The following is a 13,713-nucleotide window of genomic DNA, read 5'->3' on the forward strand; positions in this document are numbered from 1 at the left end:
AATAAGGGAACACATCATGACTAAGTGGGAGTCTTACAGCCAATAACGGCCCGATTGATTCTACTAACGTTCAGTGGGGGAAAGGAAGCTGACTAAGTTCGCGACGTTGTGTCGCAACGTCTGCACGAGCACTTCCTATGCGTCGAAACCCCTACCGAACAAAGTTTCACTTTATCGAACTTCACTCAATAAATTTCCCATGAAAATCTTTGGCTATCCGCCAGAGGCTTTAACTTTATTCAGCTGGTGGTTGGACTCCACTGCATGGAACTAAATATCCATTCAGCTCACAATGGGAGAATTCTTCTGAATGACATTAAAATACCCATTTATAAAAAGCTTCATGAGATAATTTATCTCTGACAATTTGGTCCAAGCTTCCAGGTCCTTGATTAATTCCACCAAGGATCCCAGATGCTTGTGATTTATGAGCTATAATCGCTTCAAATTTTTGAGTGAAGGTGGCTGTGATGTCAAATTGAAGATCCGGTTCCCCTAAATCGGCCTCTTTTCCTTTTTTTATTGCTAAAGCCCATAGTTCAGGGCGGTCGGCTTGATCCATTTGTGAAACAGCGGATACGGCTGCAGCACCAAAAGCATCATGGTCTGGATGGACAGCATATCCAGGATAATAAGTAATCACTAGTGAAGGCTTAAGTTTATTAAGATAGCCTAGTAAATGTTCAGCTATTTGTTGGCGATCCTCAAATTCAATCGTTTTATCACGATAGCCGAGCATCTCTAAATCAATGTCTAAGACTTGACAGGCTGCGATGAGTTCCTCCTTTCTGATTTCAGGTAAAGACTCCCGAGTCGCAAAGGTTGGGTTACCCATGTTTCGCCCCATTTCACCAAGTGTGCCACAAAGATATGTCACCGGAATACCTTGTTCACGAAAGCGAGCAATTGTGCCTGCTGCTCCGAAAGCTTCATCATCTGGATGTGGAAAGATAACAACGACATGTTTTTCCATTGGTTAAACAACTCCTTAACAGCTAAATTGAAAAAGGCTGATGACTAATTTCAAGTGTAACTAAAAGACGCCCCTGGTCATCATGACCTGCTAATAGTAAACAACCTGGCTGATCTAATTGGTAATCTCTAAGTCCTTCAGCATAGACCCAGCCGATTTCTGTTTTTAAGCCGACGCGATAATTAGTTGGATCACCACTTATTTTCGCCTGTGTAAAACACACCTTAGCATTGCGAATAAAAGCACCAACGTTATACGCAGCTCGATTATGATGCGTTGCATAAGCCCCATTTGTCGTCTCCAAATGTATAAAAACAGGTTGGTTTACAAATTGGTTTAGCTGTTCTTGCACAACTATTGGATCTATTTTATTCATATTATCCCCTCGCCTTATCACATTCTATTTTGCTAGTTGAGTGTTACCGTCATATAATTCTATTGTTCGTTGACGATCACGTTGCAAAATGGGTTTTAGATAATGACCGGTATAGGAACCCGTGACCTCAGCTACTTCCTCTGGTGAGCCAGTCGCTACGATCGTTCCGCCTCGATCTCCACCTTCAGGCCCTAGATCAATAATATAATCTGCCGCCTTTATTACATCTAGGTTATGCTCAATAATGACAACCGTATCACCATTTTCCACAAGTTGTTGTAATACTTTTAATAGACGGCTAATGTCGTCAACATGAAGTCCAGTGGTTGGTTCATCTAAAATATATAATGACTTACCATTTGAACGACGATGCAATTCGCTAGCTAGTTTAACCCGCTGTGCTTCTCCGCCTGAAAGTGTGGTAGCCGGCTGACCAAGTCGAATATAGCCTAACCCTACATCATAAACGGTTTGAAGCTTACGCTTGATCTTTGGAATATTAGTAAAGAAATCAAGTGCCTCTTCAATTCGCAAATCTAGAATCTCTGCAATATTTTTCCCTTTATATTTTACCTCTAAGGTCTCACGGTTATAACGCTTGCCATGACAAGCTTCACAAGGTACATAAACATCAGGTAGAAAATGCATTTCTATTTTAATAATACCATCGCCACGGCATGTCTCACAACGTCCACCTTTAACATTAAAACTGAACCGTCCTTTTTTGTAGCCACGAACTTTAGCTTCATTCGTTTGAGCAAAGACATCACGAATATCATCAAATACTCCTGTATAGGTAGCAGGATTAGAGCGAGGAGTACGACCAATTGGCGATTGATCAATATCGATGACTTTTTCTAAATAATCACTGCCCTTAATCGCCTTGTGCTTTCCAGGCTTCTGTCGAGCTCGATTAAGCTCCATCGCTAATTTCTTGTGTAATATCTCATTAATTAGCGTACTTTTACCTGAACCGGATACACCAGTAACAGTTGTAAACAAGCCAATAGGAATTTTAACATCGACTTTTTTTAAATTATTCTGTTCTGCTCCCTGAATCTCAAGATAGCGTCCATCTGCTTTTCGACGCTCTAAAGGAATTGGAATAAATTTATCCCCGGATAAATACTGTCCAGTCATGGACTTTTTATTTCTCATCACTTGTTTAGGTGTACCACTAGCTACCACCTGACCGCCATGCTCTCCAGCACCAGGTCCTATATCTATTAACCAGTCAGCTGCTAACATTGTGTCCTCATCATGCTCGACCACAATAAGCGTATTACCAAGATCGCGCATTTGTTGTAACGTACTAATTAATCGGTCATTATCCCTTTGATGTAAACCAATAGATGGCTCATCTAATACATATAAAACACCTGTCAATGCTGAGCCTATCTGTGTTGCCAGGCGAATACGTTGTGCTTCGCCACCTGATAATGTCCCTGCAGCTCTAGAAAGCGTTAAGTAGTCTAACCCAACATTCGTTAAAAAGGTTAAGCGATTGTCTAGCTCTTTTAAAATCATTTTAGCAATTTGTTGCTCTTTATCAGTTAAAACAAGGTTTTGCAAAAAGCGGTTAGCTTCAACAACCGACATTTCGGTAACTTGTCCAATATGCAAATCATTAATACGTACAGCCAATGCTTCCTTCTTTAAGCGATAGCCTGAGCAGGTCGGGCAATCTTTTTGCGCCATATATTTTTCCATCTGTTCACGAATATAATCTGAGCTTGTTTCACGATAACGACGAGCAATATTATTGAGCACACCTTCAAATTGAATATCGGTTTCTCGCTTCATACCGTAATCATTTTCGTAACTAAAATGAATGGTTTCCTTGCCACTCCCATGTAAGATCTTAGCTAACTGGTCCTTTGGCAAGTCAGCAACAGGTACATCCATATCAATCCCATAGTGCTGACAGACACTTGCTAATAGTTGAGGATAATATTGAGAAGTGGTTGGTTGCCATGCTAATATTGCTCCATCATTCAAGCTAAGCTGTTTGTCCGGTATAACTAAATCAACATCGACCTCTAACTTCGTGCCTAATCCATCACAGTGCTCACAGGCCCCATAAGGACTATTAAACGAAAACAAACGTGGCTCAAGTTCACCAATAGAAAAGCCACAAATAGGGCAAGCGTGGTGCTCACTAAAGAGTAATTCATCTTGACCGATTACATCAACTAATACTTTTCCTTCACCAAGCTTAAGAGCTGCCTCTAAAGAGTCTGTTAATCGACCAGATATCCCCTCTTTTACTACAATACGATCAATCACAACTTCAATCGAATGCTTTATATTTTTCGCTAATTTAATATCATCGCCTATCTCCATCATATCGCCGTCAACACGTAGACGAATGTAGCCCTCTTGCTTGAGCTTATCTAACAGCTTAACGTGCTCACCTTTTCGCCCAGAGACTACTGGAGCAAGGATTTGGAGTTTTGTTCGCTCGGGATAACTTAATATGCGATCAACCATTTGCTCAACAGTCTGTGAAGCAATTTCCGTACCGTGTGTCGGACAAATCGGGCGTCCAATACGTGCATATAAGAGACGTAAATAATCATAGATTTCAGTAACAGTTGCAACGGTTGAACGCGGATTACGGCTGGTTGTTTTTTGATCAATCGAGATTGCAGGTGATAAACCTTCGATAGTATCTACATCAGGCTTATCCATCTGTCCTAAAAACTGACGGGCATAGGCAGAAAGGGATTCAACGTAACGGCGTTGCCCCTCTGCATAAATCGTATCAAAGGCAAGTGACGATTTTCCTGAGCCAGACAAGCCTGTCAGAACAACTAATTTATCTTTAGGAATGTCTAAATCAATATTTTTCAAATTGTGAGCGCGAGCTCCCTTTATAGAAATATGTTTTTTCGCCATTTATTCTCATCCTTCCGCTTTCAATTCAAGTACGAGATCACGTAATTCAGCTGCCTTTTCAAAATTAAGCTCACGGGCGGCCTGTTTCATTTCTTGTTCTAATTTTTCAATTAACTTGTTGCGCTCACTTTTTGTCATCTTAGCTAATTTTGGCGCATCCTCTTGGTAAGCTGGTGAATCCTCAGCAACCATTGTTGCTCGAATGACATCACGTACTTCCTTGTTAACGGTTTGTGGTACAATCCCGTGTTTTTGATTATAAGCTTGCTGAATTTCTCTACGACGTTCTGTTTCATCAATAGCTCGGCGCATTGAATCTGTGATATGATCAGCATACATAATAACCTGACCTGAAGCATTTCGAGCTGCCCGTCCCATCGTTTGAATAAGTGAACGATCTGAACGCAAAAAGCCTTCTTTATCCGCATCTAGGATTGCAACGAGCGATACTTCTGGAATATCTAACCCTTCTCTTAACAAATTAATTCCGACTAATACATCATACTTACCTACACGTAAATCACGAATGATTTCAATTCGTTCTAATGTCTTAATTTCAGAGTGAAGGTAGGCGACCTTCATTCCTATTTCCTTAAGGTAATCGGTTAAATCCTCAGACATTTTTTTGGTCAAGGTTGTGATTAATACACGCTCATCCTTTTTAATTCGTGCATTAATTTCACTAATTAAATCATCGATTTGACCATCAATTGGTCTAACATCGACCTTCGGATCAAGTAATCCAGTCGGTCGAATAATTTGTTCCGTCATTTTCGGCGTATGTTCTAACTCATATGGACCCGGTGTTGCTGAAACAAAGATAAATTGGTTAGCCTTTGCCTCAAATTCTTCAAAGGTTAACGGTCGATTATCCAAAGCAGATGGGAGGCGAAAACCATGGTCTACCAGCACTTGCTTCCGAGCCTTATCACCATTAAACATCCCCCTTACTTGTGGTAGAGTCACGTGTGATTCGTCAATCACAATCAGGAAATCATCAGGAAAATAGTCTATTAAGGTATATGGTGTTGACCCTGGCTCACGTAAAGTGAGATGGCGCGAGTAATTTTCGATTCCAGAGCAAAAGCCCATTTCGGCCATCATCTCTAGATCATAGCGTGTCCGTTGTTCAATACGCTGTGCTTCCAGTAACTTGTTATTCGCTTTAAAATACTTTAACTGTTCTTCGAGCTCTGCTTCAATGTTCTTCATCGCCATTTTTAACTTATCTTCACCTGTCACGAAGTGTGAGGCTGGGAAGATGGCAATATGCTCACGATCACCGATAATTTCGCCAGTTAAGGCATCGACCTCACGAATACGATCTATTTCATCACCAAAAAATTCGACCCGAACACAATGTTCCTCTCTTGAAGCTGGGATAATCTCAACAGAATCCCCACGTACTCGAAACGTCCCACGCTGAAAATCAATGTCATTACGTGCATACTGGATATCGACGAGATTTCTTAGTAATTGATCACGATCCTTTTCCATGCCTTTGCGTAATGAAAGGACTTGTCTACCGTACTCCTCTGGCGACCCTAAACCATATATACATGATACACTCGCCACGATAAGCACATCTTCACGTTCAAATAAAGCAGAAGTGGCTGAATGTCGTAATTTATCAATTTCATCATTGATGCTGGCATCTTTTTCAATGAATGTATCTGTAGAAGGAACATAAGCTTCCGGTTGATAATAATCGTAATAACTAACAAAATACTCTACAGCATTATTCGGAAAGAATTCCTTAAATTCACTATACAGTTGCCCCGCAAGTGTTTTATTATGCGCAATTACAAGCGTTGGTTTTTTGACCTCCTGGATTACATTGGAGACCGTAAATGTTTTACCTGTTCCGGTAGCACCGAGCAATGTTTGCGAACGTTTACCCGCATTGATTCCGGCAACAAGTTCTTTTATCGCGTTAGGTTGGTCTCCTTTAGGCTGATATTTTGCGACCAATTCAAATTGATGTCCCATCACTTTTTCCTCCAATCTTTTCTCTATCTTTTGCCTATCCGATTTTGTTATAAACCTATTATACACAATTATACCGAAATATGCGAACGAACATTCGGTATATTTGAAAATTATCTGTTTATTATTTAAATATGTGTTCAAAAATGTTGGATAAGAACTAGTAGAAGCTGGGTGAGTGTTTTAAGCAAAACTAATCGCCCTACTTAACTAGTTTATTTGATTCCTTCATTAATCACAAATGAGTAGCTTGGAAACTCACTTAAGTCCAGCAAAAGTAGACGGGCAAGCCTATGCTTACCCGTTCCGAGTTTTTCTCTAGATCTACGCTTTATTTAACTTTATCGCAGTGTGACTCTTCCACTTCAAGAAATAAGGGAACACGTCATGTCTAAGTGGGAGATCAACAGCAGTTCAGTGGGGGTTAAACCCAGTCAGAGCAAGTTAACGTCTCATGGTTGTCATAGAATTTCAGTGGAAATTTATTGAGCAAAGCTGGCTTAAATACGTCAAGGTCATTTGATACGTATTATCAGCTGTTACATTATTCTATAGCCTCATAATGGGCTCGCCTTGCTTCAAACAAATCAATCAGCTCAATCTCCTTATGCTTGTCTTGAAACCACTTTAAAGCAAAATCATTTTTAAATAAAACAAGAAAAGCACCTTCACGATCCTTTACTAACATATTTCGTTCATCAAAGAGCTGTGGATCAATATTGTCCTGATTAAGCAAACGCGGGATACGTTCACCAATTGACTCAAGGTGGACTTCTACATTATATTCATGCTTCATTCGATGCTCAAATACTTGATATTGTAGCTCTCCAACTGCTCCAATAATATAGTGCTCCATCGGATAGCCTGTAAATAATTGAATAGCTCCTTCCTGAACAAGTTGTTCAAGTCCTTTTTTAAACTGCTTTGCTTTCATTACATTCTTGGCTGTGACACGTTTAAACAATTCAGGTGGAAATTGAGGAAGCTCATCATATTGAAAGCTATTTTTACCCGCTAATAACGTGTCGCCGATCCGATAAAGACCCGGGTCGTAGATCCCAATGATGTCACCAGGGTAGGCCTCGTCTACTGTATCTCGGCTTGAGGCGACAAATTGCTGTGTTTGATTTAACTTGATCATTTTATCAGTGCGTACAAGTCTAACAGTCATCCCACGCTCAAACTTACCAGAACAGACTCTTAAAAAAGCAACACGGTCGCGGTGAGCAGGATTCATATTGGCTTGAATCTTAAAGATAAACCCTGAAAAGGTTGGCTCGTGTGGCTCCATTTGTCCTGTTGTTATTCGTCGAGGCTTTGGGCTTGGCGCCATATCGATAAATGTATCAAAAAAAGTTTGAACGCCAAAGGGTGCGAGGGCACTTCCGAAAAAGACCGGTGTCTGTTCTCCCTTTAATACAGCCGCTAAAGAAAATTCATCTCCTGCTTCATCAAGGAGGGCCAGTTCTTCTTTAGTCTCAATAAACGTAGGATCTGATGTGAAATCCAGATCTTGATTTTCTGTTAATTCTTGATACGGGATCACCGTTTCCTGTTCATTTCCATTAAATTTAACGAATTGGTGATGAAACCGATCAAAAATTCCCAAAAAACGTTTACCCATTCCAACAGGCCAATTGATTGGATATGTCTCTATCTCTAACACCTGTTCGATTTGTTCAAGCAAAGCCAACGGTTCACGTCCTTCACGGTCCATTTTATTGATAAAGGTAAAAATGGGGATACCTCGCATTTTACAAACTTTAAACAGCTTAATGGTCTGGGCTTCAATTCCTTTAGTGGCATCAATTATCATGACCACACTATCAACAGCTGTTAGTGTCCGATAAGTATCCTCGCTAAAGTCTTCATGCCCTGGTGTATCCAAGATATTCACTTTATAGTCTTTGTACTGAAAATTCATCACACTCGATGTGACTGAGATTCCACGTTGCTTCTCAATTTCCATCCAGTCCGAGGTTGCATATTTACCAGACTTTTTCCCTTTTACTGTCCCGGCTGACCGTATTAAATTTCCGAATAATAATAGCTTTTCGGTTAAAGTTGTTTTTCCCGCATCAGGGTGCGAAATGATCGCAAATGTTTTTCGTTTATTCACTTCTGTAGCTATCGTCATGGTTAAAACCCCTTCTTTCGTTCATTCGTTTAACTTTATTCAGCAGAATTCTCCACTCCTATAAGGGTGAGATGAATGTCTATCATTATTCCAATCAGTGGGGCTCAAACCCCGGCTGAATAAAGTTAAAAACCTCCGGCTGATACCACAGATTTTTCAGTAGAAATTTATCGAGCGAAGCTCTTTAAAATCTGGGCATAAATATGCCAAGGCGCTTTTAATTAGCTATAAAGATCTGTATATCGGGATTTTACATTGGCACATGACTCCTTTTCTATTTTTCCATTCTGCTTATTGAAAGTAGCATAATTAGTTGAAAAAAGTCAATCTTATAGCATAAATTCAAAAAACCTATGACATAAAGCCGGAACGGGAATGTATGCCTTAAATATGTATAAAACGAAAAACAACGAATAATGCTTGCCGCTTGTTCTTTTTTATTATAAACCAGATTCACAGCCTGTTACTAGAAAAGGCAAAATGATTGAATATTTCAGCCAAATAGCTAAACAAGACTGATTCAATAAAAAAACCATTTACTGAACTATATTCATTTTCTGATAAATTTGCTAAAATTATAGGATATACCTTTTTATCGCTGTGTAACTGGCTGGGGCTGCAATTACTCGCCCCATCGAAGGGCTTTTGTAACACTCCCACTTCAAGAAAGAAAGGGAACACGTCATGTCTAAGTGGGAGATCCAACTGTCAGTAACGGCCCGATTGGTTCTACTCACGTTCAGTGGGGGAAAGAGGAAGCTGGCTAAGTCCGCGACGTCGTGTCGTAACGTTTGCACGAGTACATCCTATGCGTCGATACCTTCACTGAACGAAGTTTCACTTTATATTTATGTAAGGGAGTTAATTATGACAACTTTCTATCTTGAAACAGAAGATATCATTAAAATTACAGGACAAAGATTCTATAAGCGTGGACTTGATTATTATAAAAAAGGACGTGTCCATCGTCTTAGTTATAACCAAAGTATTGATTCATGGAGTGCAGTAGTCAAAGGGGCTCAAACCTATCATGTTCGTATTTTCTTCTTTGAACACGATGATTTAGAAGCAAAATGTAACTGCTCAGCTTACGAAACCCATTTTACCTGTAAGCACATTGCAGCGGTCCTACTTGCAATCAGTCATCAGCAGGATCCATCTCAGTCTGCAATCAAAGAGGTTATCGCGCAACCAACTGATCCTTTTCCATTAAGGATGATTGAAATCTTTGAAGTGATGGACCGGGCTATTGTTGAACAGCAAACAACGTTACAAATGGACTATACGATTATAGAAACAAAACAAGCTGGCCAGCAAGAGCCCCATTTTAAAGTTGCTTTGAAATGCGGGATGAAACAATTATACATTGTCAAAGATATTCAGGCTTTTATCTTAGCTATCAAACAAAAACAATCTTACTCTATTACTGATAAATTTATGTACCACCCAACAGAACATAAGCTAACAACTAACGATCTAAGCATGCTTGATTTAATTAACCAAGCCATTGGACAAGCCGTTATCTATGCTGATGACTATTTCGATCAGAATAAACGAGAGGTTATTATTCCACCTTTTCTGATTAATCGCTTTTTATCAAGTTTAGAATCCTGTTCGTATCAACTGATAAAAGAAGACGGTACACCTATATCAAAGCTTATTTTGCATGATCGTTTATCTGAGATAAAATTTCCGATTCAGTATGATAACAATCTTTATCACATTGATTTTTCCGATTTATTTAGCTATCGCTTCTATTCTAGCTATGGTTTATTGATGAAACAATCACACGTTTATCCATTAACGACTGAGCAAAAAGAAGTATTAGCACAAATATATCGTATTCTTCCCTATCGTCAAAAGCACCAGTACCTGATAAGTCGAAATAAAATGGCCCACTTTATTGGACATGTCCTGCCAAAGCTTGAACAATTGGGAACCACCGAATTTAGCCCTGAAGCTAAAGAAACGATTGAGCAGAAGCCGTTACAAATAAAGCTTTTCATCGAAGAAATTAAACAAACGTTAAGTGCTACGGTCGTTTTTCAATATGGACAGGTTGAACTAGCACCTTTTCAAGCGCAGACAGCTGGTGAAAAAGTATTGGCTCGTGATTTCAAAAAAGAAAATGAATTAATTCAAACATTAAAGGCAAGCGGTTTTTATTATTTGAATCAACGCTTTCAGCTTTTCAGCCATGACCATATTTATCAATTTGTCAACACGGTTTTACCTCAGCTAAAAGAGCAAGTAACCGTCTATTTATCTAAAGAGGTTCAAGCATTAACAGAAGAAGTTCCCTCCGATTTGGAGACTTATATACAAATGGATCATTATACCGGAATGCTCGATGTCCAATTTAAAATGGATGGCATATCGAAAAATGAGATTCAGTTAATATTACAAGCATTAATTGAAAAGCAATCGTTTCATCGCTTAGAGAGCGGCACCTTACTCAAATTAAATGATGATCGCTTTAAGGCATTTCAAAGCTTGGTCGATCAGTTACATTTACGAAAAAAAGATGTGGTGGACGGGCATATTGAATTACCCACAGCGCGCAGCTTTCAAGTTAAAGAAGCATTAGATCCATTTAATGTTAATTATTCACAAGCATTTCAGCAGTTAATGTCCGAATTAAACCAAACTAGGAATGAACAGGCTATCTTGCCGACTAGCCTTAAAGTAAAATTACGTGATTATCAGCAGCACGGCTTTAACTGGTTCAAATCATTGTCACGCTATCGATTGGGTGGTATTCTTGCTGATGAGATGGGATTAGGAAAAACGGTACAAGCCATTAGCTTCATTGTCAGTGAAAAAGAAAAGAATAACACAGATAAGCTACCTTCACTCATTCTCGTTCCTGCCTCGCTGATGTATAACTGGAAAAAGGAGTACGAAAAGTTTGCGCCAAATTTAAAAGTTAAGGTCATGATTGGGCCTAAAGCTGAGCGAAAAAAAGCAATTGAAAAGGCAAATGATTACGATATTTTGATTACTTCTTATCCATTACTGCGACAAGATATCGCATTATATGATAACCTCATTTTCGATATTATGATTTTGGATGAAGCCCAAGCAATTAAAAACCATCTCACATTAACAGCTAAAGCAACTCGCAGACTAAAAGCTAAACTGCGTTTTGCTCTTACAGGAACACCTATAGAAAATCGGCTTAATGAATTATGGTCAATCTTTAATACGATCTCACCTGGCTTTCTTGGTTCGAAACAACAATTTTCGCAATACTCAAGTGACTATATTAAAAAGATAACCCGACCGTTTATTTTGCGACGACTAAAAGCAGAGGTATTGCCAGAGCTGCCAGAAAAAATTGAATTTGAGCAATACGCTGAGCTTACAATAGATCAAAAACATCTTTATTTAGCCTACTTAGAGCAGCTTCAACAACAAGTTGATACACGTATTGCCCTTAATCAATTCGAGCAAGGCAAGCTAGAACTGTTAACAGGCCTAACTCGATTAAGACAAATTTGCTGTCATCCTCAACTATTCTTAGATGATTATCAAGGTGAATCAGGTAAGCTCGAGCTATTAAAAACTTTGTTAGAACAGCTATATGAACAAAATAGACGTGTGCTGATTTTTTCTCAATTTTCAAGTATGCTTCAGCTTATAAATCAAGAGCTGACAGCAAAAAGCTATCAAACCTTCTATTTAGATGGCCAAACACCAGCTAAGCAACGTGTCGAGATGGCAGATGCCTTTAATAATGGTGAACGGGATCTCTTTCTAATCTCACTCAAAGCAGGTGGTACTGGACTAAACTTAACGGGAGCTGACACGGTTATATTATATGATTTATGGTGGAATCCTGCTATCGAAGCTCAGGCCGCAGGAAGAGCGCATCGAATTGGTCAGACTAAAAACGTAGAAGTGATTCGATTAATCACAGAAGGAACCATTGAAGAAAAAATCTTTCGCCTCCAAGAAAAAAAACGACAACTCGTCGATGAGATCATTGAACCAAATGAGACCCTACTCTCATCACTTAATCAGGAAGACTTACAGATACTACTGAGTTATGATCGTGAAATTGATTAACAAACTGTACAAACAATATGTATATGGTAAGTGACACCGTAAAGTAATTAAGAAAAGCGATATTTCCTAGGAAATATCGCTTGTTTGCTCATTTAATTGTTCTTGATGGTCAATTGCGAAAATGATACCTAATTCATGATGCTCATTTTGATACAATGCACGCTGCACAAAACGTAATTCCCCTCGTTCATCCAAGACCTCTAGCTTACAAAATGCGCGATTGGTTTGAAGTGCCCGGTAAAAATCATCACGTTTCACAATATCAATACCATTCACTTTGACAATCGTTTCACCAACCCTTAAATCCATATCTATAGCTGGTGAGCCTGGTGTAACAGCTAATACCTTTATTCCTTGTTCGGATGGATTAAACAGCGCAGGCTGCCTTTGATCTTGAGTTCGAAGCCGATAGCTTAACCATTCTCGTCCAGCAAGTGCGATGATCACACTGACTAAGGTAAAAACGCCGAAATAAAACCCTGACAAGGCAACTGCTACAACGACTAGCCCTAAAATAAATAAAAACTGACTAAAGCGTTTGGACATGTGTGTGGGCAGGGCTCCTTTTACAACCTGTTCGAATCCTATAATGAGAGGAAACAGAACAAAACCATAGCTTGTTTCTCCAAAATTAAGAATAGGCCACCAATCCGCAGCAAAATCTAACTGTCCAACTGGCCAGATTAGTACCAATGGAATTAAGCTAATACGTTTAATTCGATGTTGTCCAAGCATCTTTCCTCGAGCACCACGAAAAATCTCAGGAAAGGTTTGGTCTACCTTCAATGTTCTAAGCATTGAGGCTTCTATCAATAAAAGCAGACCCATTAACGTTGTAAAACTCACCCATTGCAGGGTAGTCAGCTCCAATTGAAGTGGAGCCGGTAAATAGGCTTGAAAATATGGATAAAACAATAAGGTAATCGAAGTAAAACCAAACGTATAGGCGCTAGATAACCAAGAAAAGCGCTTTGAGATTGAAAACAATACAGAATAAAAGATAATCCCAAGTAGCATCAATGGATGTAACATAACAGTTAAAAATATCGCGATAACGGAAAGCAAAACACCATAAAGAAACCCTCGTAAACGATGTCCATACATTTCATCCATCATAGGAAAAATTTTGTGACCAAATGATCGCCGTTCCTGCTTAATCCGAGCTGCTGACGCTAATGCAGTTATCATAAAAAACCAATAAACGAGCGGATTTAAAAATAATCGTCCAATCGCTTTAGCTATTTCCCATAACCATATTTCCATAACCATACCCCC

Annotated in this window: 7 protein-coding genes; 1 reads left to right on the plus strand and 6 read right to left on the minus strand. The window is 39.2% G+C overall.

The genetic code is table 11. From position 1 onward, the window contains the following. Nucleotides 1-316: 316 nt before the first annotated feature. From bshB2 to ASE01S_RS06785, 5 genes are all read right to left on the minus strand, one after another. Nucleotides 317-973, minus strand: a complete 657-nt coding sequence (gene bshB2 / locus ASE01S_RS06765) for a bacillithiol biosynthesis deacetylase BshB2 (RefSeq protein WP_067840260.1) — start codon at nt 971-973, stop codon at nt 317-319. Between the two features lie 22 nt (nt 974-995). Further along, nucleotides 996-1,349 (minus strand): YojF family protein, encoded by a 354-nt coding sequence (locus ASE01S_RS06770; RefSeq protein WP_067840263.1) that lies wholly within the window; start codon nt 1,347-1,349, stop codon nt 996-998. A 24-nt stretch (nt 1,350-1,373) separates the two neighbouring features. After that, on the minus strand, nt 1,374-4,247 hold the full coding sequence (gene uvrA / locus ASE01S_RS06775) for an excinuclease ABC subunit UvrA (RefSeq protein WP_067840265.1): 2,874 nt from the start codon (nt 4,245-4,247) through the stop codon (nt 1,374-1,376). 6 nt (nt 4,248-4,253) lie between these two features. Beyond that, on the minus strand, nt 4,254-6,236 hold the full coding sequence (uvrB, locus tag ASE01S_RS06780; protein ID WP_067840267.1) for an excinuclease ABC subunit UvrB: 1,983 nt from the start codon (nt 6,234-6,236) through the stop codon (nt 4,254-4,256). Nucleotides 6,237-6,777: 541 nt separating this feature from the next. Continuing rightward, nucleotides 6,778-8,370 carry a peptide chain release factor 3 gene (locus ASE01S_RS06785; RefSeq protein WP_067840268.1) on the minus strand — a complete coding sequence of 531 codons (1,593 nt, stop codon included), beginning with the start codon at nt 8,368-8,370 and terminating at the stop codon, nt 6,778-6,780. An 867-nt stretch (nt 8,371-9,237) separates the two neighbouring features. On the opposite strand from ASE01S_RS06785, the gene ASE01S_RS06790 reads away from it, so the two are divergent. Further along, a complete protein-coding gene (locus ASE01S_RS06790) occupies nt 9,238-12,438 on the plus strand; it encodes a DEAD/DEAH box helicase (protein ID WP_067840270.1) in 3,201 nt (1,066 codons plus the stop codon). Between the two features lie 66 nt (nt 12,439-12,504). On the opposite strand, the gene ASE01S_RS06795 is transcribed toward ASE01S_RS06790, so the two are convergent. Then, nucleotides 12,505-13,701 carry a PDZ domain-containing protein gene (locus ASE01S_RS06795; protein WP_067840272.1) on the minus strand — a complete coding sequence of 399 codons (1,197 nt, stop codon included), beginning with the start codon at nt 13,699-13,701 and terminating at the stop codon, nt 12,505-12,507. Nucleotides 13,702-13,713: the final 12 nt, after the last annotated feature.

Source organism: Amphibacillus sediminis NBRC 103570 (genome assembly GCF_001552275.1).
In the GTDB taxonomy this organism is placed as follows: domain Bacteria; phylum Bacillota; class Bacilli; order Bacillales; family Amphibacillaceae; genus Amphibacillus_B; species Amphibacillus_B sediminis.